Raw genomic sequence first — 26,589 nt, 5'->3', positions numbered from 1 at the left:
GCGCAAATATTGTAGACAGGAACACGAAGTATGAAAAACATTAGAAATTTTTGCATTATTGCACACATTGATCACGGGAAAAGTACACTTGCCGATCGTTTATTAAGTTTTACAGGAACCACAACTGCACGAGAAGAACAAGCTCAGTTATTGGATACTATGGACTTGGAACGTGAACGTGGAATCACCATAAAAAGTCACGCTATACAAATGGATTATACTTTTGAAGGAGAAAAGTATGTTCTTAATTTAATTGATACTCCTGGTCACGTAGATTTTTCTTATGAAGTTTCTAGATCTATTGCAGCTTGCGAAGGTGCCTTATTAATTGTTGATGCAGCTCAGAGTATTCAAGCACAAACTATTTCAAATTTATATTTAGCATTAGAACACGATTTAGAAATTATACCTATTTTAAATAAGGTTGATTTACCAAGTGCTAACCCAGAAGAAGTTACCGATGATATTGTAGCTTTATTAGGTTGTAAGCCTGAGGAAATTATTCATGCGAGTGGAAAAACAGGCTTAGGTGTTGATAATATATTAAAAGCTATAATTGATAGAGTACCTGCTCCAAAAGGAGATGTTAACGCGCCTTTACAAGCGTTGATTTTTGACTCTGTTTACAATTCATATAGAGGTGTAGAAACTTATTTTAGAGTTTTTAACGGAGAAATTAAAAAAGGGCAACGGGTTAAGTTTATGGCCACGGGGAATATGTATAATGCAGATGAGGTTGGCACATTAAAATTAACACAAGTCGCTAAGCAAAGTATAAAAGCGGGTGATGTTGGTTACTTAATTACAGGTGTAAAAACCGCGAGTGAAATAAAAGTGGGTGACACTATTACAGGTGTTGAAAACCCAACACATGAAAGAATTGATGGTTTTGAAGATGTAAAACCAATGGTATTTGCTGGTATTTATCCGGTTGATACTGAGGAGTATGAAGAACTTCGAAGTTCCATGGAAAAATTACAATTAAATGATGCTTCGTTAGTATTTATCCCTGAAAGTTCGGCTGCGTTAGGATTTGGGTTCAGATGTGGTTTCTTAGGAATGTTACATTTAGAAATTATTCAAGAACGCTTAGAACGAGAGTTTGATATGACTGTAATTACCACAGTGCCAAACGTATCGTATCACGCATTTACAAATAAAAATCCAGAAGTTCCTCTTTTAGTAAATAACCCTTCTGATTTACCAGAACCTTCAAAATTAAATCGTGTTGAAGAGCCATTTATAAAAGCAAGTATCATTACAAAATCTGACTTTGTTGGTCCTGTAATGAGTTTATGTATTGAAAAACGAGGGCAAATAACAAATCAAAATTACTTAACACCTGAACGTGTTGAATTAACTTTCGATATGCCTTTAGCTGAAATTGTTTTCGATTTTTACGATCGCTTAAAAACAGTTTCAAAAGGGTATGCTTCATTTGATTATCATCCAATTGGATTGAAAGAATCAAAATTAGTAAGAGTTGATATTTTATTAAACGGTACATCTGTTGATGCTCTTTCTTCCTTAATTCATGCAGACAATGCTTATAACATTGGAAAAAAAATGTGTGAAAAACTACGTCAATTAATACCACGTCAACAATTTGATATTCCAATTCAAGCAGCAATTGGCGCTAAAATTATTTCGCGTGAAACTATTAAAGCACTTAGAAAAGATGTAACAGCAAAATGTTATGGAGGTGATATTTCTCGTAAACGTAAGTTATTAGAAAAACAAAAGAAAGGTAAAAAACGTATGCGTCAAGTTGGAAACGTAGAAATTCCACAAGAAGCGTTTATGGCTGTTTTAAAATTGAATGATTAAAAATTTAACTATATAGAAAAAAAGCAACTCAATTGAGTTGCTTTTTTTATGCGATATAAATTGTAAATCAACTTTTAAAGTAATTAAAAATTAAAAAGACAACTAAAACTACAACAGCAAATAAAATTAGATAGATTCGTTGTTTTTTGTTCTCTTTTGAAGCTTCTTCTCTAATTTTGGTTTTTATAATTTCTAATTCAGAATTTGACACTTCAGGAAAATTATATTCAGTTTTAACAACTGTGTTTGAATATTTATTTCCGCCTTTAAACTTATTTCTACGTGAAACTTTTAAAGCAGCGTTTTGCCTTATCCGATTCATCATGTCCATAATGTGACCAGCTCCTGAACTCATTTATTAAACGTAGTTTTAGAATCTCTAACCCTAATTCATTAGGGCTAGAGTATAATTAAGAATATTTTAGAAATTTTTAAGCGTTGTTATCTTCTGAAATATCAGAAACGTCTTCTTTTTTTGAATCTTCAACAGCTTCTCCTTTTAAATAGTTTGGTAATTGCATACCAGCCATATTAAACATTTCTTGTAAAGGAGGAACGGCTTTATACATTCCAGATATAAAGTTAGATGTTGATGTTTTCCCATCTTTACCACCACCATTTTCCCAAACAGTAATTTTATCAATTTTAATGTTTTTAATAGCTTCAGCTTGTGTTTTTACTAATTCAGGTAATTTATCTGCAACTAATAATAACACAGCATCTTTAGCATTGTCTCCAGCAGCTTTTACAATTTGTTCTAAACCTAAGGCTTGTTTGGTTAGTATTTCATACATACCTTTTGCTTCTGCTTCTTTTTTCATGAAAATAGCATCGGCTTCACCTTTTGCAATTCTTCTAATTTGTTCAGCTTGAGCTTCTGCATCAATTTCAATTTTTCTTTTATCTATTTGAGCAGGAACTATAATATCAGCACCTTGCTCGGCTTCTTTACGTTTTGCTCTTGCATCTTCCGCAATTTGTTCAGCTGCATACGCTTCTTCTAATGCTTTTGCTGCTTGTACTTTTTCTGAAGCATTTGCTATTTTTTCAGCTTCAGCTTCACGTGATCTCCTGTCTGCGTTAGAATTTGCAACTTGTACTTTCGCTGTATTTTCACCGTGCACAGCTTTTGCATTTGCTGCAGCCACCTGAATACGTTGATCTTGCATTGCGTTCGCTTCACCAATAGATCCATCTCTAACTTTTTGCGCTACTGAAACCTTCGCTTCATTAATAGCTTTTGCAGCAGCTTCTTTCCCTAATGCTTCAATATAGCCAGATTCATCATGAATATCTGTAATATTTACGTTGATTAATTTTAAACCTACTTTTTTTAATTCGGCTTCAACACTATGTGTAATATGAGATAAAAATTGATCTCTATCAGAATTAATTTCTTCAATATCCATCGATGCTACAACTAAACGCAACTGTCCGAAAATAATTTCTTGAGCTAAATCTTGAACAGCATCTAATTGTAAACCTAATAAACGTTCAGCGGCGTTTTGCATAACACTTGGTTCAGTTGAAATACCAATTGTAAAACGTGAAGGTACGTTTACACGAATATTTTGTTTACTTAAAGCATTTGTTAAGTTTACTTCAATAGACATTGGTGTTAAATCCAAAAATTCATAATCTTGAATTATTGGCCAAATAAATGAGGCACCACCGTGAATACATTTAGCGGATAGACCTCCTCCAGTTTTTCCATAAACGACTAATATTCTGTCAGACGGACAACGCTTGTACCTTCTTATCATTGAAAAGAAAAATACAACAAATATAAAAGCAACTGCTCCAATTAAATAAACAGCTGTTACTCCAGATTGCAGAGGTAAAAAAAGTGATGTTAAATTCATAGTTATTTTTATTTAGATAATTTTTCAACAAGTAATATTTCGGCACTTACAATTTTGGTTACTTTAACCATCATGCCCGTTTTTAAATCTTCTAGTTCATCAGTAATTGCTTCAAGTTCGCGTAAACTACCTTGAACTTTTATTTGTACTTTCCCCATTTTAGAGCGTTTTGCTCCAATTGGTAAATAAACTTCACAAATAACACCAATGGCATTTTTCATTTTTAACGTACCTGATTCAGCTAATTTATGCATCCAATAAAATAATGAGGATGTCAGTATCATCATTACTATCCCAGAAATTGTAGATATAATTAAGGTAGAAGTTGTTGTTAAACCATTATTTAAGCAGGTAATTCCTGACCAACCAAAAATGGTAAAAAAAGCAATAATTCCCTTAAAAGTAAAAAATTGAAATCCTACACCTCCATCATCAACTTCAAAATCCGAAGCATCAGCATCCATATCTGCATCTCCACCGCCAATAAAAGTTAATAGAAAAATAACAAGAAATATAGCAGAGCCAACTAAAGCTATAATCCAATAGGCTTGTTCAAAGGATGACATTTCGGCAAATAATTCTTTCATAGTTTTACAATTTTAATTAGTTATCGAATATACTAAATCTAAAAAAGAATTAAGACTATTTAATTGTTAATTATCCTGATACTTTTTAAGAAAAAACGACCTTTTAACTATAAGTTGTTTTTTTGTGAATAATGTTACGTTCTATCGATTTAAATTATTTTAAATTTGTAGTTGAAATAAAAATAAAATTATGACAAATAAAATTGAAGTTAACTGGAAAGGGCAAATGTTATTTGAATCTGTTGCTCCAGAAGGGAATATAATGATTGATGCAGCGCCTGAAGTTGGTGGACAAGGAAAAGGGTTGCGTCCAAAAGCAATGATGTTATCAGCTTTGGCAGGTTGTACTTCTATGGATGTAATTTCATTACTTAAAAAAATGCGTGCTGAAGTAGCCGAATTGAAGGTTGAAGTTGAAGGGGATTTAACCGATGAACACCCAAAACTTTACGATAAAGTTAAAGTTATTTATAATTTTTATGGAACCGATTTCCAAAAAGATAAAATTGAAAAAGCCGTAAATTTATCTGTAGATAGATACTGTGGTGTTTTTGAAATGTTTCGTAAATTTTCTGACATTTCACATGAAATAGTTTACATAGAACAATAAAATATTTTACCTATTTTTGAGGAAAAAGCAATGCTATGCGCTGGACATTAAAATCCGAAATAAATCCTCAAATAACTTCAAAATTGGCACAAGAATTAGGAGTTGAAAACACCATTGCTAAATTGTTAGTGAATCGTGGAATTGAAACTTTTGAACAAGCCAAAGATTTTTTTCGCCCAAACTTAAATAATTTACACAATCCATATCTAATGAAAGATATGGATTGTGCTGTTTCCAGAATTGAAAAAGCAATTTCAGAAGGTGAAAATATATTAATTTATGGTGATTATGATGTTGACGGAACTACTTCGGTTTCATTAGTTTCATCTTACTTAAAAACAATTCACCCAAATGTTGCCACTTATATTCCTGATAGATATGCTGAAGGTTACGGTATTTCTTTTCAAGGGATAGATTATGCTGAAGACAATGGAATTACACTAATTATTGCTTTAGACTGTGGAATTAAAGCCATTGACCAAGTAAATTACGCCAAAGAAAAAGGCATCGATTTTATTATTTGTGATCATCACCGACCTGGAGATAAAATTCCAAATGCTGTTGCTGTTTTAGACCCAAAACAAGAAGATTGTGAATATCCATATAAAGAATTATGTGGTTGTGGAGTAGGGTTTAAATTAGTGCAAGCATTGGCAAGTAACCAAGGTAAAACTATTGATGATTTAGTTGAATATTTAGATTTGGTAGCCACTGCAATTGCCGCTGATATTGTTCCAATAACTGGTGAAAACAGGATTTTAGCGTATTTCGGATTGCAAGTAATCAATCAAAATCCAAGAACAGGTATTAAAGCCATGATTCAGCAAGTTAAAAAAGAGGAATTTACTATTACAGATGTTGTTTTTATAATTGCTCCAAGAATTAATGCTGCAGGAAGAATTAAACATGGAAATTATGCTGTTGAACTATTAACTGAAATGGATTTTGATACCGCTGTAAAATTTGCGTCAGAAATTGAAAAGAATAATACAGACAGAAAAGAATTAGATAAAACAATTACAAATGAAGCTTTACAACAAATTACAGACAATAGTGAAGAGCAAACTTTTTCAACGGTTGTTTATGCTGAAAATTGGCATAAAGGTGTTATTGGTATTGTGGCTTCTAGGCTGATAGAAACCTACTATCGTCCAACATTAGTTTTTACAAAAAGCGGTGATAAGTTAGCCGCTTCGGCACGTTCAGTAAAAGGGTTTGATGTGTATAATGCATTAGAACAATGTTCAGAGTTTATTGAGCAATTTGGTGGACATAAATATGCTGCTGGTTTAACGCTAGAACCTTCAAATTATGAAAACTTTAAAGCAAAGTTTGAAGAAGTTGTAAAAAATACATTGCCTGAAGAACTCAGAACTCCAGAAATTTCAATAGATTCAGAAATCAATTTAGATGAAGTAACACCAAAATTTTTCAGAATATTAAAACAATTAGAACCTTTTGGACCTCAAAATATGAAACCAATATTTATGTCTGGTGGCTTACGCGATAATGGTTATGGTAAAAAAGTGGGAGCTGACGAAACACATTTAAAATTAAATATTTTTCAAGGTTCAGACCAAAAAACATACAATGCTATAGGCTTTAGTATGGGAGAAAAACATCAAATTACAGCAAACGGAAATTCATTTAAAGCTGTTTTTAATATTGATGAAAACCATTGGAATGGATACACTTCTTTACAACTTTTATTAAAAGATATAGAAGAAGAATAAAGGAATGTCACACTGAACTTGTCGAAGTGTAGATTTTGTAAGGCTAATTATAATCTAATTTTCTTTTATCAAATACATATACACAGGATAATGATCACTGTAACCACCAATAAAATTACTTCCAGAAAAACTTCTATATGGATACCCTTTATATTTTCCAGTTTGTGTGGTTAAATACTGAGGATTAAAAACATTTGTCTTGTACATTTTATAGGTAGAATAATCTTTTGTTGTAGTTAACAATGGAGAAGTAAACATAATTTGATCAAACAAATTTATATTATCTCTATATACCAATGTGTTTTGCCCGCGTCTAAACATATCTTCCATTGGATTGTAAATATCGCCTTCTTTTACGTTCGCTTTTATAGCTTTTGTTTTTAAAACAGTTTTTAAACTAGAATTTGTTGGATCATCATTTAAATCACCCATAATAATAATTTTTGGGTTTGGATCGGTCAATTTTATTTGTTCAATAATTTGAGTGTTTAAATACGCTGCTTTTTCTCTAAATGACCTGCTTTTTTCTTCACCACCTCTTCTTGAAGGCCAGTGATTTACAATCACATGAATCAATTCATCATCTATATATCCCGAAACTAATAATTGATCTCGGGTATAAATTCTCATGCCATTTTCACCCCATAACTTTAACTCAAAAACTTCGTGATGAGTTGGCTTAAAATGATTTTCTTGGTATAATAAAGCAACATCAATTCCTCTTAAATCTGGAGAATCATAATGAATAATACCATATTGTTTATCTTTTAAATAGTTAGTTTGTAGTAAGTCTTCTAAAACTTTTCTATTTTCAATTTCAGCAACTCCTATAATTATGGGACTGTTTTTAGCTTCTTTAGTGCCAATTTCTGAAAGCACTTTTGCCATATTGTTTAATTTTTCTTTATAAATGGCAGTCCTATTTTCTTTAATTTCCATCATTGGGCTTGCTTCATCGTTTTTTGTGGGATCATTTATAGTATCATACAAGTTTTCAAGATTGTAAAATGCGATGGTTTTAATTTGATAGTTTTTTTGACTAAAAAGTAGATTTGAAGCTATAAATAGGAATAAAAAAAATAGAGTATAACGTTTCATAATAAGTTTTAAGAGTTGCTAATTTACTAACAATATTTGAGCCATTATATATATTAAATAACAAAATCGTTTCTAGATTACTACAATTATTATAAAAAACAGTACTTTTAAAAAAAAATCTATGAAAATAATTGTTTTAACAGCAGTTGTATGGCTATGCTGTGCAATAAATGCTTCTTCACAAACAGTAACTTCACTTAAAGGAAAAGTAGTTGACGCTACTTCAGAAAAGAATTTAAAAGGGGCTATAATTAAAATTAAAAACACTTCCATTTTTGGAGAAACGAATCTTAATGGGGAATTTAATATTGAAAAAATCCCCATTGGTAGTCAAATTGTTCAAATCACTTTTGAAGGATTTAGTTCACAAAAAATTCCAATAACGTGCATTGAAAATAAAACCTATGATTTAGGTACTGTTTTTTTGTATCCTTCCATATCTGAACTGCAAGAAACAAGTATTATATCCTTATCTGATGATGATTTGCTAGATGATGGAGACAGAAGTTCTGATTATATTGCAGGGTTGTTCCAATCTTCAAAAGATACATATTTAAAGGCTGCAGCTTTTAATTTTGGTCAGGCTTGGTTTAAAGTTCGTGGGTATGATTCAAGTTACGGAACCATTTCAATAAATGGGATTGAAATGAATAAATTGTATGATGGACGGCCACAGTGGAGTGATTGGGGAGGTTTGAACGACGCATTTAGGAATCAGGATTTTACAAACGGTTTAGCACCTTCAGAAATTACTTTTGGTGGAATTTTAGGGACAACTAATTTTAGCACAAGAGCTTCAGATTATCAGAAAGTTTCAAAAGTGTCATTGTCTGCAACCAATAAAAGTTATACAGGGAGGGTAATGGCAACCTATGCCACGGGATTGAATAAAAATAATTGGGCTTTTGTTATTTCAGGTTCACGAAGAATAGCTAATGAAGGTTACTTAGAAGGAACTTCTTACAATGCTTGGGCAGGTTTTTTAGCAGTGGAAAAGAAATTAAATAACAATCATAGTTTAAATTTAACGGCATTTGTTGCACCAAATAGAAGAGGAAAATCATCTCCAAATACACAAGAAGTGTACGATTTAAAAGGATATAAATACAACTCTTATTGGGGAGAACAAGAAGGTGAGAAACGAAATTCGAGAATGAAAGAAATTCTAGAGCCAGTTGTAATGTTGAGTCATTTTTACACAAAAGAAAATACTTCATTAAAAACAACAGTAGCTTATCAGTTTGGACATATTGGGAATAGTCGTTTAGGGTATTTTAATGCTCCAAATCCAGATCCAACCTATTGGAAATATTTACCAAGTAGTTATCTACGTTTTGATGATAATTTGGATTATGCTAATGCATATTTAGCGGAACAGGAGTTTTTAGAAAATGGACAATTAAATTGGAGTGAATTGTATGAGGTGAATGCCAATAATGGGAATTCCTTATATTATTTATATGAAGACAGAGTCGACGATACCCAAATTACTTTCAATTCAATTTATAACTCAACTCTAAGCAAAAATATAAATTTAAATGCTGGTGTTTCTTTTCGAAATTTAACTTCAGAAAATTATGGGAATATGTTAGATTTATTAGGTGGAAATGGCTTTGTAGATTTAGATCAATATGCTGAAGGAAATGAACAACAAAATGATTTAAATAATCCAAATAGAGTGGTAGGGATAAATGATAAATTTCAATATAATTATAACATCAAATCTTCTGTTGCAAGCGCTTTTGCTCAATTGCAATTCACCAAAAGAAAGTTGGATTACTTTGTTGGATTAAATTTTAAAGCTACCAATTATCAACGAGATGGTTTGTATCAAAACGGCACCTATTCAACTAATTCTTTTGGGAAAAGTGAAAAATTATCATTTTCAGATTTTAGTGTAAAAAGTGGTTTCACCTATAAGTTTACGGGTAGACATTTAGTAACTATGAATGGTGCTTTTATTTCAAATGCTCCAACAATTAGAACTGCTTTTTCAAATTCAAGAGTAAACAATAATATAACACCAGATTTAACAAGCGAAAAAATAATGACGGGTGATATAAGTTATATTTTTAGGTCTTCAAAATTTCAATCAAGAATTACTGCTTATTACACCAAATTTAACGATGCTATTGAAACTTCGTTCTTTTTTGCGGAAGGATTATTAGGTGATCAAGCCGATTTTGTAAATGAAATTATAACGGGCGTTGATAAAAAGAATATTGGCGCAGAACTAAGTTTTGAATACCAAGTTACTTCATCTATTAAATTATTAGGAGCAGGAGGTTTTGGGCAATTTACGTATGATAATAATCCGCAATTGTATCTACAATCTGAAAGTTTTACAGATGAAGATAGCAATTTCGGAACTGCCTATTTAAAAGATTATCGCATTTCAGGAACTCCACAAAGAGCTTATTCTTTAGGTTTTGAATATCGCGATCCAAATTTTTGGTGGTTTCAGGCAAGCACTAATTTTTTATCAAATAATTATTTAGACATTTCCCCATTATTACGAACTGATAATTTTTATACAGATTCGGATGGTGTGCCATTTGTAGATGATGAAACCGGAGTTGAAGTCACTCAAGAGCAAGTAAATTCATTGTTAGCACAAGAAAAATTTGATGATGCTTTTCTAGTCAATCTTGTAGGTGGAAAATCGTGGTTAATAAATCATAATTATGCTGGTTTTTTTCTGGGGATTAATAATGTGTTGGGAGAACTTTTTAAAACAGGTGGTTTTGAACAATCCAGAAATGCAAATTATCCTGAATTAAAGCAAGACAAACAATTAAATAAACCCATTTTCGGACCAAAATATTGGTACGGAAACAATACTTCATTCTATTTAAATTTATATGTAAGATTTTAAAAAAAAACGCTATGAAAAACAATAAAATTATTAAAAAAACAATAGGATTATTTCTATTGGTTAACACCTTTTTGGGCTGTGTAAAAGACCAAGATTTTTCAACTCCAACAGTTGATTGTGTTGAACCGGAAATTACTGCAACCAGCACCATTCAACAAGTAAAAGATATGTACACTTTTGGTGGCGCAACAGTTATTGATACCGATGTAATTATTGAAGGTTATGTGGTTTCAAGCGATAAATCGGGTAATATTTATAAAACACTTTCCATACAAGATAAACCTGAAAACCCAACTTCAGCAATTAAAATTTCTATTGATGAAACCAATATGTACACAAAATATGATGTTGGGCGGAAAATTTATATAAAGCTGAAAGGTTTGGCGGTTGGTTATAGTTTTGGAAGTGTACAAATTGGGCAAGCTGTTGGTGGAGAATTGGCTCGTATTTCAGCTTTTGAAGTTAAAAACCATCTGTTTCGTTCGTGTGAAGTTGCTGAAATTATTCCTAAAAAAGTAACCATTTCAGAGTTGAATGAAACGATGTTAGAAATGTTAATTGAAATTGAAAATGTACAATTTAAAACAACTGATTTAGGCTTGTCATATGCAAATATTGATAATACAACAACGGTAAATCGAGTGTTAGAAAACTTTAATAACAGTTGTAATTTGGTTGATGAAGTTATTATTAGAAATAGCGGGTTTTCAAAATTTAAAAATCAATTACTGCCAGAAGGAAAAGGAAGTGTTGTAGCTGTTTTTGGAAATTTTTATGATGATTTTCAGTTGTATTTGCGAGATACAGATGATGTAAAATTCACTGAAGGACGTTGTGGTTATTCCAGTGCATTAACACCAACTATTACACTTTCAGATGTTAGAAATTTGTATGAAGGAACTATGGTTGAATTTGGAGTTGGCAATAATTACATTGTAGAAGGATATGTTGTTTCAAGTGATGAAGATGGGAATTTTAAAGAAAAATTAGTCATTCAAGATGCCATTGAAAACCCAACTGCAGGAATCCAGATTTTGATTGAAAATGATGCAATTTTTGAAGATTATAATGTAGGAGATAAAGTTTTTGTAAAACTGGATCAACTATATATGACAGAAAATGATGGAATTTTAACTGTTGGGTTTCCAAATGGCAATAAAACCACAAAAATTGATGCTTCAGAAATAGGACGTTTTATTTATAATAGTGGTGAAAATTTTGAAATTATTCCAACAGCGGTTTTAATTTCAGAAGTTCTAAATTCAAATTATGAAAACACATTGGTAAGTGTTTTAAATGTGCAATTAGTTAAAAACGAATTAGGAAAGGCATTTGCTTTTTTTACGGGTGATGATGATGGAACAAGAACACTTGAAACTTGTGGAGAATCTACAAAAGTGTCAGTATTTACTAGTGGTGATGCAACTTTTGTGAACGAATTATTTCCAGAAGGGCACGGTAAAATAACGGGAGTTTTAAGTGATTATTTAGAGATTAGAACTCTTGAGGATGTTCAATTTATAGAGCCCTTTGAAGTCTGCCCAATAATTATTCCTAAACTTATGATAACTGAAGTGGCTGATCCAAAAAATGAAGTATCTGCACGTTTTGTAGAATTGTATAATGCAGGTGACACAGAAATAAATTTAACAGGTTGGAAATTGAATAAATATGTAAATGGAGCTACCACAGTTTCAAGTTCACCAATAGAATTAAATGGAATTATAATTCCAATAGGAGGTTTTGTAATTATTGCAAATACTGGATATGCTGCTATTTTTAATGATACTCCAACGATAGAATCAACATACATTTCAGGAAATGGAGATGATGTTTATGAATTGGTTGACAACACGGGAGCAGTTATAGATATTTTTGGTGTTATTGGTGAAGATGGAAATGGTACCAATTGGGAATATTTAGATGGAAGAGCAGTTAGAAATTTAACTGTTTTAGAACCAAATACAATATTTACCGTTAACGAATGGACAATTTATTCAGATGCTTCAAATAGCTTAATTACAAATCCGAATTCACCACAAAATGCTCCAAATGATTTTAATCCGAGAATACGATAAATATTAAAATTATAACTAAAGTTGTTGGTATTAAGTAAAATCTTAATACCAACGTTTTTTATTTTTTTTAGAACCTGCAGATTTTCTATTTTTCTTAGGGCCAGCTTCCTTATTAAAATACACTTCCGGTTTGGCATTTGGATCTAATGGATAAGGATGCTCTTTTTCAACAGGAATCTTTGTATCTATTAATTTTTGGATGGAATCAATATATATTTTTTCATCTGCAGCACAAAAAGAATAGGAGTTCCCAGTTAAACCAGCTCTACCAGTTCTGCCAATTCGGTGAATATAAGTTTCAGGAATATTAGGAATGTCAAAATTAATAACAGCATCTAAATTGCTAATGTCAATTCCTCGTGAAGCTACATCAGTAGCAATTAAAATATTAATTTGTTTATCTTTAAATTTATTGAGGGCTTCTTCTCTGTCTTTTTGTAATTTATCGCCATGAATACTATCTACTTTATATCCATTTTTACGAAGCATTTTTTCCAACTTATCAACGCCAAATTTAGTACGTCTAAAAATAAGAATATCTCCCTTAATTGTATTTCTTAACAAGTGTAAGCACAATTCCATTTTTTTAGTTTTTGGAACATAATACAAAGCTTGATTTACAGTTTCAGCAGTAGAAGATTCTGGAGTTACATCAATAGTTTCAGGATTATTTAATAGTGTATTTGCTAATGCTACTACTTTTGCAGGCATTGTTGCTGAAAATAATAATGTTTGCTTGGTTTTTGGGCATAACCGCTCTATTTTCTTAATGTCATCAATAAATCCCATATCCAACATTAAATCGGCTTCATCTAAAACCAATGTTTCAATAAAGCTCAAATTCACACATTCTTGTTTGTGTAAATCTAACAATCTACCAGGTGTTGCAATTAAAATATCCACTCCTTTTTTTAAGACATCTTTTTGTGGTTCTATGGAAGCACCTCCAAATAAAACAGTAGTTTTTAATTTAGTGTATTTTCCATATGCTTTAAAACTTTCTTCAATTTGAATTGCTAATTCACGAGTTGGACTTACTACCAAAGCTCTTATTTTTTTTGCTTTTTTACCAGCATCTTGTTTATCAAACAATAATTGTAAAATAGGTAATGCAAAAGCAGCGGTTTTTCCAGTTCCAGTTTGAGCAGAAGCAATCACATCTTTTTTAGCTAAAACGAAAGGAATAGTTTGTTCTTGAACAGGTGTGGCTATCTCATAGTTCTTTTCTGAGATTGCTCTTAAAATAGGTTTATTTAATTGTAAGTCTTTAAATTGCATGGATGTTGATTAAAACAAGATTTTGGCAAAGATACGGGAAAAAGGATTGAATAATTTTTAAAATCAATTTTCTGCTTTTTTCGTTTTTTTTAATTCAACATAAAAAAAGCATCTCAATTGAGATGCTTTTTTTATGTTGAATTATCAGAAAATTACTAAACGTGTAACCAAGCTTTTTTAGCTGTTAATTGATCTTCAGTTTCTTTATTGTCTTCATCAAGAATACAACAATCAACTGGACACACAGAAGCACATTGAGGCTCATCGTGGAAACCTTTACACTCTGTACATTTATCAGTTACAATGAAATAAAATTCATCAGATTTTGCTTCGTGCATTTCATCAGCATCAACTTCTTCACCACTAGGTGTAGTTACAGTACCGCTTAATGAAGTTCCATCTGCGTACGCCCATTCTGAATCTGGTTCGTATATAGCATTGTTTGGACATTCTGAAATACATGCATCACAATTAATGCATTCGTCTGTTATTATAATAGCCATAATTATTAATTTTAATAAATGATTTTAAATATTGAACAAAATTAAATAAATTTAAACAATTTTATGTGACAAAAGTCATTTAGTATTCTAAAAAGTAAATATAAATTTGACGCTAAATAATTTTGTGTAGAATTATTTGTATAAATTTAAATAAATTTTTTTAATTATCATATATTATGATTACAACTAAAGAAACACTCCAACCAGAAGTAATTGAAGCCGTTGTTATAAGATTTGTAGGAGATTCAGGTGATGGGATGCAATTAACAGGCACGCAATTTACAGATACTTCTGCAATGTTTGGTAATGATATAGCTACATTTCCTAACTACCCTTCTGAAATTAGAGCTCCTCAAGGTAGTTTATATGGGGTTTCAGGATTTCAAGTTCATATTGGTAGTGTTGAAATTAGCACTCCTGGTGATAATTTAGACTTGTTAGTAGCAATGAATCCTGCTGGTTTAAAAACAAATTTATATGCCTTAAAACCTGGTCATACAATTATTGTTGACACCGATGCTTTCTCTAAAAAGAATTTAGAAAAAGCCCAATACACCACAAACCCACTTGAAGATAATAGTCTTGAAAATTATAGAGTGATTCAAGTTGATATGACTTCCTTAACAAAAGAAGCGTTAAAAGAAGTTGAAGGTTTAGATAATAAATCTATCACTCGAAGTAAAAATATGTTTGCCCTTGGGATGGTTTATTGGATGTATGGAAGAGATAGACAATATACTATAGATTTTTTTAATAAAAAATTCAAATCGAAACCAAATTTAATTGAAGCGAATACGAAAGTTTTAAATGCTGGTTATTATTTCGCAGAAACATTAGAGTTAATACCTAATGCATATACCATTTCTCCCGCAAAAATGAACCCAGGGATCTATAGAGTTATTATGGGTAACACAGCTACGGCTTGGGGATTTTTAGCAGCAGCTGAAAAATCAGGATTGGAATTATTTTTAGGTTCATACCCAATAACTCCAGCAACTGATATTTTACATGAATTAGTAAAACACAAACATTTTGGAGTAAAAGCTTTTCAAGCTGAAGATGAAATTGCAGGAATTGCTTCTGCTATAGGCGCTTCATTTGCAGGTGATTTAGCTATTACTACAACTTCAGGCCCAGGGTTAGCTTTAAAAGGTGAAGCTTTAGGTTTAGCAATGATTATGGAATTACCTTTGGTTGTTGTAAATGTTCAACGTGGAGGCCCTTCAACAGGTTTACCAACAAAAACTGAACAATCAGATTTGTTACAAGCAATGTATGGTAGAAATGGTGAAAGCCCTGTAATTGTAATTGCAGCAAGTACACCTGCAGACTGTTTTAGATTTGCGTTTGAAGCTTCTAAATTGGCATTAGAGCATATGACTCCTGTAATTTTATTAACGGATGGTTATATTGCAAATGGATCGGCTCCTTGGAAAATACAAAGTGTTGATGATTTACCTGAAATTAAACATAGAAAAACGAAAGAAGTTATTGAAAACTGGCATCCTTATAATAGAGATGAAAAAACATTAGCTCGCGATTGGGCAATTCCTGGAACAGCTGGTTTAGAACATAGAGTAGGGGGATTAGAAAAAGATAGCCTTACCGGTAATGTTTCACAAGCTCCTGAAAATCATGAAATAATGACTAGGACAAGAGCAGAAAAAATTGAAAGAGTAAAAAATTATATTCCAGAGATTAAAACAGAATTTGCTGACTCAGGAGATTTATTAGTAATTGGTTGGGGAGGAACTTATGGTTCTTTGCATTCAGCGGTTAAGCAAATAAATGGAGAAGGTTATACGAAAATTGGTTTTGCACATTTCAATTATATCAATCCCCTTCCGAAAAACACGGAAGAATTATTAAAAAGATTCAAAAAAATTATTGTTTGTGAATTGAATGATGGTCAATTTGCTAAAATTTTGAGAATTAATTTTGAAGGATTTAAGTTTTATCAAAAAAATAAAATCCAAGGATTACCTTTCGGAAACAATGAACTAATAGCAGAATTTAAAAAATTAGTAGACTAATTATGGAAGCAATTACAGAGCAAAAATATACATTTAAAGATTTTACAAGCGATCAAGAAGTAAGATGGTGTCCTGGTTGTGATGACTATGTTATCTTACGTTCCATGCAAAAAGCACTTCCAGAAATGGGTGTTAAAAGAGAAGACGTTGTATTTGTTTCAGGAATTGGGTGTTCATCTCGTTTTCCTTATTATATGAATACTTATGGAATGCATACTATTCATGGTAGAGCACCAGGAATTGCATCTGGAGTTAAGTTAGCCAACCCTAACTTAAGTGTTTGGATTGCTACTGGTGATGGAGATGCAATGGCTATTGGTGGTAATCACTTTATTCATGTGTTACGTAGAAATATAGATTTAAATATTATTTTATTTAACAATGAAATTTATGGCTTAACAAAAGGTCAGTTTTCTCCAACTTCATTAGTGGGGCAAAAAACAAAATCTTCACCTTATGGAAACACACAGCCTCCTTTTACTCCTGGAGAATTAGCATTAGGAGCTGGAGCACGTTTTTTTGGTAGAATAGGAGGGAATGTACCAAAGGATATTACACAAATTTTAATTGATGCTCATAAATTTAAAGGAACATCATTGGTTGAGGTTTTACAAAACTGTGTAATTTTTAATGATGGATGTTTTAGTAGCATCACCAATAAAGATGTAAAAGAAGATAAACAAATTTTCTTAGAACATGGGAAACCAATGATTTTTGGTAAAGAACGTGATAAAGGTTTAGTACTTAACGGTTTAAAATTAGAAGTTGTAACTATTGGAGAAAATGGCATTACACAAGAAGATCTTTTAGTGCACGATGCTAAAGAAAAAGACCCAACTATGCACCAAATGTTGGTTAGATTAGAGTATCCAGTAGCAACAGGAATTATTAGAAGTTTTGATGATGTTACTCTTGAAGAACGTGAAGACGCTTTAACCAAACAAGTAAAAGCAAATTCAAAATTCAAAAAAACTGACGATTTATTTTTCGCAGGAGAAACATATGAAGTTAAGTAATAAATGTGACATTTTTAGCTGACTTATATCAGCTAACAGTTAATAGAATTCATTTAATTTTACCATCTAATAAAAAAAAGTGTATTAAGAATGGGATCAGAAGCCATTATTGTATTTCTACTTGCCGGAGTTATTTTAGTTGCAGGTGCAAACTTTTTATCAAATTTAATTTCACATAAATCAGACAATCCACAAAAGCGAGAGCCGTATGAAAGTGGTATGACAACTATTGGCCCAACTTGGGTTCAATTTAAAGTTGGATATTATTTGTTTGCAATATTATTCTTAATTTTTGATATTGAAGTAGCATTTCTAATTCCTTGGGCAGTAGTTTTTAAAGAAGTAGGAACAGTTGCTTTTGTTGAAGTTATCATATTTCTTTCAATATTGGGTGTAGGCTTAGCATACGCTTGGAAAAAAGGAGCATTAAAATGGGATTAGATAAAAAACGTTATACAAGTCAAATGGAACCAACGGAATCAATTCCTGAGGTACCAGCAGATTTCCCCGGGAAAGTAATTCCTGCAGGAAATGGAGCAAATGTTATTGTTACATCATTAGATAAAGTGATTAACTGGGGGAGATCAAATTCACTTTGGTCTCTTTATTTTGGTACTAGTTGCTGCGCAATTGAAATGATGCAAACAGGAGCTGCTCGACACGATTATTCAAGATTTGGATTTGAGGTTGCAAGACCTTCCCCTAGACAGGCAGATTTAATTATTATTGCCGGAACAATTGTCAATAAAATGGCGCCAGTTTTACGTCGTTTATACGACCAAATGGCAGAACCAAAATATGTAATAGCAATGGGTGCTTGTGCAATATCTGGAGGTCCGTTCTTCTACAATTCATATTCAGTAGTAAAAGGTGCAGATCACGTAATTCCTGTTGACGTTTACGTTCCAGGTTGTCCGCCTCGCCCTGAAGCTTTATTAGAAGGTATGCTAATGCTTCAAGATAAAATTCGTACAGAAAATATGAAGCATAAAGAAAATCCAATTGATGGATTTGATGAAGGACTATAAAACTGAAAGTTATGACTAACGAAGCATTACAAAATTTAATAAGCAGTTGGATTCCCGAATTAGAATTTACGGAAGAAGGCTCTCAGTTCTTAAATATAACTGTTCAACCTGAACAATTACACCAATTAATGTCTCAATTAAAAACCAATAGTGAAACTAGTTTTGATTACTTGTTTTGCTTAAGTGGTGTAGATTGGGGTAAAGAATTAGGTGTTGTATACCATTTAGAATCTACTACTCATAGGCATATTGTTGTTGTAAAAGTACAAACTGAAGATAGGGAAAACCCAACTCTTGATACCGTTTCAAACCTTTGGTTAACAGCAGATTTTCATGAATGTGAAGTGTTTGATTTCTTCGGAATAATATTCAACAATCATCCAAATTTAAAAAGACTCTTTTTAACTGAAGATTGGGATGGATTTCCATTAAGAAAAGATTATGTAGATGAAATTAATATGGTTATCAAATAAGTAATTATGGATACAAATATTGCAACAAGTAATTTAAAATCTGAAGATTATTTCATTAATATGGGACCTCAACACCCTGCAACGCATGGTGTTTTACGTTTGCTATTAACAATTGACGGTGAGATAATTAAAAAAGTTGAACCAGATTTAGGATATATTCATCGTTCTATCGAAAAAATGTGTGAACGAGACAGTTATCAGCAAATAGTTCATTTAACTGATAGAATGGATTATTTATCCTCGCACATAAATAATGAAGCTGTTTGTTTAACTGTAGAAAATGCACTTCAATTAGAAATTCCTGAAAGAGTTAAAGTAATTAGAACCATTATTGGTGAGTTAACCAGAATTGCTTCACATACACTTTGGTGGGGAGTTATGGGAATGGATGTTGGTGCATTAACAACTTACTTCTACGGATTTAGAGATCGTGAATTAATCAACGATATTTTTGAAGAAACTTGTGGTGCTCGTTTAACAATGAACTATAACATTCCAGGTGGTTTAATGTTTGATATTCATCCTAATTTTGTGAAAAGAACAAAAGAGTTTATTGCTCATTTCAAAACAAAATTACCAGAATACGACAGACTTTTAACGGGGAATGTGATTTTTCAAAAAAGAATGAAAGGTGTTGGTATTTTAACAAAAGAAGATGCAATTTCATTTGGTGCCTCTGGCCCAGTTGGTCGTGGATCAGGTTACTCTTGTGATGTTAGAAAACATCATCCGTATAGTGCTTTAGATAAAGTAACATTTAAAGAAGTTTTAAGAACTGAAGGAGATAGTTTAGCGCGTTACGAGGTTCGAATTCAAGAAATGTGGGAATCAATGTCTATTATTGAACAATTGATTGATAACATTCCTGAAGGAGACGTTCAAGTAGCTACAAATGCAGTTATTAAATTACCAAAAGGAGAGTTTTATCAAAAAGTAGAAACCGCACGTGGTGAATTAGGAGTGTATGTTATAAGTACTGGTACAAAAAATCCGTACAGATTAAAATTCCGTTCTCCAGGTTTTTCAAATTTATCCTTGCTAAATCATATAGCAGTTGGTGGTAAAATTGGAGATTTGGTTGCGTCTATGGCAACTTTAGATATTGTAGTACCAGATATTGACAGATAAAAATAATACAATGAATATAACATTAAGTATTACAAAAAACATTCACAATTGGCTTTTTAGCATTATGCCAGAAGGTGTAGCTAGTATAACAGAAATGGTATTAATTGCTGTAGTATATTTAGCGATTTTTGCCGTAGCTGGTTTGTACCTAGTTCTATTAGAAAGAAAAGTAGCAGCTTGGTTTCAATTACGTATTGGACCAAACAGAGTTGGATGGTGGGGATTGTTACAAACAATGGCAGATGCCTTAAAATTAGTTTCAAAAGAATTAACGGGAACCGTAAAAGCTGATAAATTTTTATACAATTTAGCACCTTACTTTGTTATTGTTTCTGCATTAATGGCTTTGGCTGTTTTTCCTTTCACACAAGAATTTCAAGCATTTGATATAAATATTGGAATTTTGTTTTTAATAGCAATATCATCCATTGGAGTTATTGGAATTTTATTAGGAGGTTGGAGTAGCAACAATAAATTTGCTTTAATTGGAGCAATGCGTAGTGGTGTTCAAACTATTAGTTACGAACTTTCAGTAGGTTTATCATTATTAACAATGATATTAATTACAGGTTCTTTACAACTTTCAGAAATTGTTGAAGTTCAAAAAAATGGGTGGCTAATTGTTCAAGGTCATATTCCTGCGGTAATTGCATTTATGATTTATATGATTGCTGGAACTGCAGAAACGAATAGAGCACCTTTTGATTTAGTGGAAGCTGAATCAGAATTAGGAGCTGGTTTTCATACTGAATACTCAGGAATGAAATTTGCCTACTTCTTTTTAGCTGAATTTATAAACATGTTTATTATAGCAGCAATAGCAACTACTGTATTTTTTGGAGCTTGGTTATCTCCATTTGGCATCACAGAATCTATTCCGTTGCTTGGTGTTGTTTGGTTTTTAGGAAAAACGTTGATAATCGTATTTTTAATGATGTGGTTTAGATGGACTTTCCCTAGATTAAGAATTGACCAATTATTGACGTTAGAATGGAAATATTTACTGCCTTTAAACTTATTAAACCTTGTTTTAATGGCACTAATAGTATGGCTTAACTTAACAATTCAATTTTAGAAATTATGAGTTATTTTGGAGATATAGCAAAAGGGATAAAAACGTTACTTACTGGTATGAGTGTTACTGGAAAGTACTTTTTAACCTCAAGAAAAGGAGCTATTACACAACAATACCCTGACAATAGAGAGACTTTAAAAATGTTTGAACGTTTTCGTGGTGAAGTAGTAATGCCTCACGATGAAAGTAACGAACACCGTTGTACAGGTTGTCAAAAATGTGAGTTGGCTTGTCCAAACGGAAGTATTGAAATTATTTGGGACAGACAAATAGATGCTGAAACAGGGAAAAAGAAAAAAATGATAGACCAACATATTTACCATTTAGGAATGTGTACTATGTGTGGTTTATGTATTGAAGCTTGCCCTACTGACGCAATTGTTTGGGCTCAGAATTTTGAAAATTCTGTGTACGATAGAAGTTACTTAACAAAAGTTTTAAACAAACCTGAATCAAAAGTTAAAGCAGGAATAGAAGACTAGAGATATGGAAAAAATTATATTTTACATTTTAGCACTTGTTATAATTGTTTTTGCAATTGCTTCTGTTTCAAGCAAAAAAATGCTTCGATCAGTAATTTATTTATTATTTGTACTTATTGGAATATCTGGTATTTATTTTTTAATAGATTATAACTTTCTTGCAGCTATTCAGCTTACAGTATATGCGGGTGGTGTAATTGTATTACTTATATTTTCAGTAATGCTAGTACATCATATAGAAATGGAATTAGAACTTGCGAAAGTTTCTAAAAGAATTTTGGTAGGTTTAGCTAGTTTAATTGGACTAGGTGTGTTTTTAACAACTATTTATTCTCATGAATTTATTGTTGTTGAAAATTATACAACCACTACTACAGAAGATATTGGATTTGGACTTTTAAGTTATGAAGCTGGCGGATTTATTTTACCTTTTGAAGTAATAAGTATATTATTATTGGCTTCAATGATTGGTGCAATTGTAATAGCAAAAGGAACAAAATTAACCAACAAAAAAAATGATACAGTATGATCGCTGGAATTAGTATATACGAAATATTAACCGTAACCACTATCCTATTTTTTATTGGGGTTTACGGATTTATAACAAGAAAAAACCTGATTTCAATTTTAATGTCGGTTGAATTAATCTTAAATGCCTCCGTTATAAATTTTGTTGTTATCAACAAGTATTTATACCCTGATATGTTGCAAGGCGTTTTCTTTTCAATTTTTATTATTGCTGTAGCTGCTGCTGAAACTGCACTGGCTATTTCTATAATAATTAACCTTTATAGACAAATTGCTTCTGTTGAGGTTAAGGACACTGAAATTATGAAGTATTAATAGTAGAAAATATGGATATAACTTACACAATATTAATTCCGTTAATTCCTCTAGCAGTATTTTTACTCTTAGGAATTTTTAGTCAAAAAATTAAACCAGCTGTTTCTGGAGTCATTGGTGTTGCAGGTTTATCAACCTCTGCTTTACTATCATTTTATACTGCTTACCAATACTTTTTTGTACACGGTAAGGTAGATGGTGTTTACCAAGCAATTGTTCAAAAAACAACTTGGATGAACTTTACCGACACTTTAAAAATAGATATGGGTGTATTAATTGACCCAATATCTATAATGATGCTTATTGTTGTTTCAGTAGTATCATTAATGGTACATATTTATAGTAGAGGCTATATGAAAGGCGATGACGGCTTTACACGCTTTTTTGCGTTCTTATCGTTATTCTCATTCTCAATGTTTGGGTTAGTTTTAGCAACAAACCTTTTCCAAATTTATATTTTTTGGGAATTAGTAGGTGTATCATCTTTTTTATTAATTGGATATTACTATACAAAACCTTCAGCAGTATCTGCGGCAAAAAAAGCATTTATTGTAACTCGTTTTGCTGATTTAGGTTTCTTAATAGGAATTTTAATCATCGGATTTTATACAGGAACATTTGATTTTGAAACATTAAATGCTGTAAATCATGAAACTGGAGAATTAGTTTTAAATTGGGCTTCTACTTCATTTATGGGATTATCTGTAATTACTTGGGCATTAATACTTATGTTTATGGGTGGTGCAGGTAAATCTGCTATGTTCCCATTACATATTTGGTTGCCTGACGCAATGGAAGGTCCAACACCTGTTTCTGCTTTAATTCACGCAGCAACAATGGTTGTTGCAGGTGTATATTTAGTAGCACGACTCTTTCCAATGTTTTATTTTGTTGAAGATGGTTACGCGTTAAATGTTGTGGCATATGTAGGTGCATTTTCATCATTATTTGCAGCTATAATTGCATTAACACAAACTGATATAAAACGTGTGTTGGCATTTTCAACAATGTCACAAATTGGATATATGATGTTAGCTTTAGGTGTTTCAAAATACGAAGGACACGATGGTTTAGGTTATATGGCTTCTATGTTCCATTTATTTACTCACGCGATGTTTAAAGCGTTATTATTCTTAGGAGCAGGTTCAGTTATACATGCAGTTCATAGCAACTATTTAAAAGATATGGGTGGCCTACGTAAGTATATGCCTATTACCAATATTACATTTTTAATAGCTGCATTGGCAATTGCAGGTTTCCCTTTAACTTCAGGTTTTTTTAGTAAAGATGAAATTTTAGTAGCTGCTTTTGAAAGTAATAAATTAATTTACTTTAGTGGAGTTTTAGTAGCTGGTTTAACTGCTTTTTATATGTTTAGATTGTACTTCGGGATTTTCTGGGGGAAAGATACTAAATACAAACATGCACCACACGAATCTCCAATATCAATGACTTTACCATTAATGATATTAGCCTTAATTAGTTTATTTGGAGGTTTTATACCATTCAGTAAATATGTTTCTGCTGATAGAGCTGGTTTTGATGCGCACTTAAATTATCCTCTAGCTGCAGTTGCTGTTAGCGTAGGGTTAATTGGAATTGCTTTAGCTTGGGTTTTCTATAAAAAAGAAAACAATTTGGCTGAAAAATTTTCAAATGCATTTGGAGTATTTTACAAATGGACTTATGATAAATTTTATATTGATGAGGTTTATTTATTTGTTACAAAAAAAATAATATTTAATCTAATAGCAGCACCAATTGCATGGTTTGACAAAAAATATGTTGATGGAACTATGGAAGGCATTGGGAATAAAACAGTTGTAATTTCTAATAAAATAAAAGGAATGCAGTCTGGTAAAATTCAAGATTACGCATTTAGCTTTATAGCCGGAGTGGTAATTTTAGCAATGGTGTTTATTTATTTATGGACAAACTAACAAATTAATATGGATATTTTATCACTCTTTGTCGTTGTACCTGTTCTCACAATCATAGCCTTAGTTTTTACAAAAGGTTTAAAACAGGCAAGACTAGTTTCAATGGTTGGAAGTATGGTTCAACTTGGAATGGCTATCAACTTAGTATTTGCTTATTTTAAAGAAAGAGCAATTAATGATGGTATAATGGTTTTTACTAAAGATGTTGTTTGGTTTGAACAATTTAACATTCATTATGCTATCGGTGTAGATGGTATTTCTGTTGCACTATTAACACTAACTGCAATAGTGGTTTTAGCTGGTGTTTTCATTTCTTGGAAAATGCCTGATTTACCTAAAGAATTTTTTATATCACTTTTAATATTAGCAACAGGAGTTTATGGGTTCTTTATTTCAATTGATCTATTTACCATGTTTGTGTTTTATGAAATAGCGGTAATTCCAATGTACTTATTAATTGGTATTTGGGGAAGTGGTCCAAAAGAATATTCTGCAATGAAATTAACGTTAATGTTAATGGGGGCTTCAGCAGTTTTATTGGTTGGAGTTTTAGGAATTTACTTCAATTCAAATGCTGATGGTGGAGCTTTAACTTTTAATATTTTAGAAATTGCACAAGTAAATATACCTATTGAAGCACAAAAATTGTTTTTTCCTTTAACTTTTATTGGTTTTGCAGTACTTGGAGCTTTATTTCCTTTTCACACTTGGTCACCTGATGGTCACGCTTCGGCGCCAACAGCAGTATCAATGTTACACGCTGGTGTTTTAATGAAATTAGGTGGATATGGTGTATTTAGAATTGCAATGTTCTTATTACCTGCAGGAGCAGTTCATTGGTCTTGGTTCTTTATCATTTTAGCTGCAATTGGTGTAGTTTATGGAGCTTTTGGAGCAATTAGACAAACGGATTTAAAATATATAAATGCATATGCATCTGTTAGTCACTTAGGTTTAGTATTGTTCGCATTATTAACACTAAATAAAATAGCTTGGAATGGAGCAATCATTCAATCTTTATCACACGGATTATTAACAGCAATGTTTTTCGCCTTAATTGGAATGATTTACGGAAGAACGCATACTAGAGATATTAACAAACTTGGTGGGTTAATGAAAGTTTTACCTTTTATAGGCGCCATTTATGTAATTACGGGTTTGGCTTATTTAGGTTTACCTGGTTTTAGTGGTTTTGTTGCTGAAATGAATATTTTTGTAGGTGCTTTTCAAAACCCTGATATGTTTCATAGAGTATTAACAATTTTAGCAGTGTCATCAATAGTTGTAACAGCTGTTTATATACTTAGATTGGTTGGTAAAATTATGATGGGGCCACTAGCAAATGAAGAATTTAAAGATTTACCAAAAGCAACGTGGTTTGAAAAAACAGGTATTTTACTATTGTTAATCCCTATTGTTGCAATGGGTGTTGCACCACTTTGGTTAAGCGATATGATAATGGCGAGTTTAGAACCTTTTATTAAAGGAGTATTATAAAATTAAAACAGATAGCTAAATGGATTTTAGTAGTTTTTTATTAATGAGACAAGAAATTATATTATTAGCAATTATAATGTTGCTGGTAATAGCTGAAATATTTATACCTAAAAACAAAAAAAGTAGCATAGTACATTTCGCTATATTTTTATTTGGTATTCATACCGCCGTAGGATTTTTTGCAATAAATGAATGCAGTATTTTTGGTGGATCATTTCAAACAAATAATTTAATTCACTTCTTTAAAAATGTGTTAAATATTGGTGTATTTATTTTACTACTTCAATCTGCAGATTGGATTCAAGAAAAAATTGTTGCACAAGATAAAGGAACTGAGTTTTTCATCTTATTATTTTCCTCATTGTTAGGAATGTATTTTATGATTTCTTCAGGTGACTTTTTAATGTTTTACATTGGGTTAGAATTATCAACATTACCAGTTGCAGCATTGGCCGCTTATGAAACTTCTAAAAGAATTTCAAGCGAATCTGGTATTAAATTAATATTATCAGCAGGTTTAGCTTCAGGTGTTTCTCTATTTGGAATATCATTATTGTACGCTACATCTGGCTCAATATTTTTTCACGATATTATTGGAACTATTTCGGCAAGTAACTTAACTA

At 31.6% G+C, this 26,589-nt stretch carries 23 protein-coding genes and 1 pseudogene; 18 read left to right on the top strand and 6 right to left on the bottom strand.

All coding sequences use genetic code 11. The annotated features are described in order from the left end of the window. Positions 1–30: 30 nt before the first annotated feature. Complete coding sequence (gene lepA / locus Q0352_RS00435) at positions 31–1,827, top strand: translation elongation factor 4 (RefSeq protein WP_299521865.1); 1,797 nt, start codon at positions 31–33, stop codon at positions 1,825–1,827. Between the two features lie 67 nt (positions 1,828–1,894). Here lepA and Q0352_RS00430 read toward each other — a convergent pair whose 3' ends face one another. The 3 genes from Q0352_RS00430 to Q0352_RS00420 all read right to left on the bottom strand — a co-directional run bounded on the left by Q0352_RS00430 (position 1,895) and on the right by Q0352_RS00420 (position 4,276). After that, positions 1,895–2,182: a hypothetical protein gene (locus Q0352_RS00430; protein ID WP_299521862.1), complete on the bottom strand. Its 288-nt coding sequence runs from the start codon at positions 2,180–2,182 to the stop codon at positions 1,895–1,897. A 76-nt stretch (positions 2,183–2,258) separates the two neighbouring features. Then, a complete protein-coding gene (locus tag Q0352_RS00425) occupies positions 2,259–3,689 on the bottom strand; it encodes a flotillin family protein (protein ID WP_299521859.1) in 1,431 nt (476 codons plus the stop codon). 8 nt (positions 3,690–3,697) lie between these two features. Beyond that, complete coding sequence (locus tag Q0352_RS00420; protein ID WP_299521856.1) at positions 3,698–4,276, bottom strand: hypothetical protein; 579 nt, start codon at positions 4,274–4,276, stop codon at positions 3,698–3,700. A gap of 190 nt (positions 4,277–4,466) precedes the next feature. Between Q0352_RS00420 and Q0352_RS00415 the strand changes: the two genes are divergently transcribed. Both Q0352_RS00415 and recJ read left to right on the top strand, forming a co-directional pair. Then, complete coding sequence (locus Q0352_RS00415) at positions 4,467–4,886, top strand: OsmC family protein (RefSeq protein ID WP_299521853.1); 420 nt, start codon at positions 4,467–4,469, stop codon at positions 4,884–4,886. Between the two features lie 35 nt (positions 4,887–4,921). After that, on the top strand, positions 4,922–6,619 hold the full coding sequence (gene recJ / locus Q0352_RS00410) for a single-stranded-DNA-specific exonuclease RecJ (protein ID WP_299521850.1): 1,698 nt from the start codon (positions 4,922–4,924) through the stop codon (positions 6,617–6,619). Positions 6,620–6,673: 54 nt separating this feature from the next. On the opposite strand, the gene Q0352_RS00405 is transcribed toward recJ, so the two are convergent. Beyond that, positions 6,674–7,717 (bottom strand): endonuclease/exonuclease/phosphatase family protein, encoded by a 1,044-nt coding sequence (locus Q0352_RS00405; protein ID WP_299521847.1) that lies wholly within the window; start codon positions 7,715–7,717, stop codon positions 6,674–6,676. A 121-nt stretch (positions 7,718–7,838) separates the two neighbouring features. Between Q0352_RS00405 and Q0352_RS00400 the strand changes: the two genes are divergently transcribed. Together Q0352_RS00400 and Q0352_RS00395 are read left to right on the top strand one after the other, a co-directional pair. Next, a complete protein-coding gene (locus Q0352_RS00400) occupies positions 7,839–10,592 on the top strand; it encodes a TonB-dependent receptor (RefSeq protein WP_299521844.1) in 2,754 nt (917 codons plus the stop codon). An 11-nt stretch (positions 10,593–10,603) separates the two neighbouring features. Beyond that, on the top strand, positions 10,604–12,670 hold the full coding sequence (locus Q0352_RS00395) for a DUF5689 domain-containing protein (RefSeq protein WP_299521841.1): 2,067 nt from the start codon (positions 10,604–10,606) through the stop codon (positions 12,668–12,670). A 42-nt stretch (positions 12,671–12,712) separates the two neighbouring features. On the opposite strand, the gene Q0352_RS00390 is transcribed toward Q0352_RS00395, so the two are convergent. Continuing rightward, entirely contained in the window at positions 12,713–13,948 is a 1,236-nt protein-coding gene (locus Q0352_RS00390) for a DEAD/DEAH box helicase (RefSeq protein ID WP_299521838.1), read from the bottom strand. A 155-nt stretch (positions 13,949–14,103) separates the two neighbouring features. Next, positions 14,104–14,451, bottom strand: coding sequence for a 4Fe-4S dicluster domain-containing protein (locus Q0352_RS00385; RefSeq protein ID WP_299521835.1), 348 nt, complete (start codon positions 14,449–14,451; stop codon positions 14,104–14,106). A 176-nt stretch (positions 14,452–14,627) separates the two neighbouring features. Between Q0352_RS00385 and Q0352_RS00380 the strand changes: the two genes are divergently transcribed. The 13 genes and pseudogenes from Q0352_RS00380 to Q0352_RS00320 all read left to right on the top strand — a co-directional run. Further along, positions 14,628–16,484 carry a 2-oxoacid:acceptor oxidoreductase subunit alpha gene (locus tag Q0352_RS00380; protein ID WP_299521832.1) on the top strand — a complete coding sequence of 619 codons (1,857 nt, stop codon included), beginning with the start codon at positions 14,628–14,630 and terminating at the stop codon, positions 16,482–16,484. 2 nt (positions 16,485–16,486) lie between these two features. Beyond that, positions 16,487–17,500: a 2-oxoacid:ferredoxin oxidoreductase subunit beta gene (locus Q0352_RS00375; RefSeq protein WP_299521829.1), complete on the top strand. Its 1,014-nt coding sequence runs from the start codon at positions 16,487–16,489 to the stop codon at positions 17,498–17,500. 90 nt (positions 17,501–17,590) lie between these two features. After that, positions 17,591–17,941: an NADH-quinone oxidoreductase subunit A gene (locus Q0352_RS00370; RefSeq protein WP_299521826.1), complete on the top strand. Its 351-nt coding sequence runs from the start codon at positions 17,591–17,593 to the stop codon at positions 17,939–17,941. Positions 17,942–18,031: 90 nt separating this feature from the next. Beyond that, a pseudogene (locus tag Q0352_RS00365) lies at positions 18,032–18,528 on the top strand (NADH-quinone oxidoreductase subunit B). Between the two features lie 11 nt (positions 18,529–18,539). Next, positions 18,540–19,001, top strand: coding sequence for an NADH-quinone oxidoreductase subunit C (locus Q0352_RS00360; RefSeq protein WP_299521820.1), 462 nt, complete (start codon positions 18,540–18,542; stop codon positions 18,999–19,001). Between the two features lie 6 nt (positions 19,002–19,007). Next, positions 19,008–20,129, top strand: coding sequence for an NADH-quinone oxidoreductase subunit D (locus tag Q0352_RS00355; protein ID WP_299521817.1), 1,122 nt, complete (start codon positions 19,008–19,010; stop codon positions 20,127–20,129). A 10-nt stretch (positions 20,130–20,139) separates the two neighbouring features. Next, a complete protein-coding gene (gene nuoH, locus Q0352_RS00350; protein WP_299521814.1) occupies positions 20,140–21,204 on the top strand; it encodes an NADH-quinone oxidoreductase subunit NuoH in 1,065 nt (354 codons plus the stop codon). 5 nt (positions 21,205–21,209) lie between these two features. Continuing rightward, positions 21,210–21,686: a 4Fe-4S binding protein gene (locus Q0352_RS00345; protein WP_299521811.1), complete on the top strand. Its 477-nt coding sequence runs from the start codon at positions 21,210–21,212 to the stop codon at positions 21,684–21,686. A gap of 4 nt (positions 21,687–21,690) precedes the next feature. Then, positions 21,691–22,215 carry an NADH-quinone oxidoreductase subunit J gene (locus Q0352_RS00340; RefSeq protein WP_299521808.1) on the top strand — a complete coding sequence of 175 codons (525 nt, stop codon included), beginning with the start codon at positions 21,691–21,693 and terminating at the stop codon, positions 22,213–22,215. Then, entirely contained in the window at positions 22,212–22,529 is a 318-nt protein-coding gene (nuoK, locus tag Q0352_RS00335) for an NADH-quinone oxidoreductase subunit NuoK (protein WP_299521805.1), read from the top strand. Before Q0352_RS00340 ends, nuoK begins: the two co-directional genes overlap by 4 nt. Positions 22,530–22,540: 11 nt before the next feature. Beyond that, positions 22,541–24,469: an NADH-quinone oxidoreductase subunit L gene (gene nuoL, locus Q0352_RS00330; protein ID WP_299521802.1), complete on the top strand. Its 1,929-nt coding sequence runs from the start codon at positions 22,541–22,543 to the stop codon at positions 24,467–24,469. 9 nt (positions 24,470–24,478) lie between these two features. After that, positions 24,479–25,966, top strand: a complete 1,488-nt coding sequence (locus Q0352_RS00325; protein ID WP_299521799.1) for a NuoM family protein — start codon at positions 24,479–24,481, stop codon at positions 25,964–25,966. A 19-nt stretch (positions 25,967–25,985) separates the two neighbouring features. Next, positions 25,986–26,589, top strand: a 604-nt coding sequence (locus Q0352_RS00320) for a proton-conducting transporter membrane subunit (protein WP_299521796.1), incomplete at its 3' end; no start/stop codon positions are given.

Origin of the sequence: uncultured Lutibacter sp. (assembly GCF_937891065.1) — a bacterium.
Taxonomy (GTDB): domain Bacteria; phylum Bacteroidota; class Bacteroidia; order Flavobacteriales; family Flavobacteriaceae; genus Lutibacter.
Note: the sequence above shows the minus strand (reverse complement) of the source record. Positions and strands in the feature narration are given on the sequence as shown.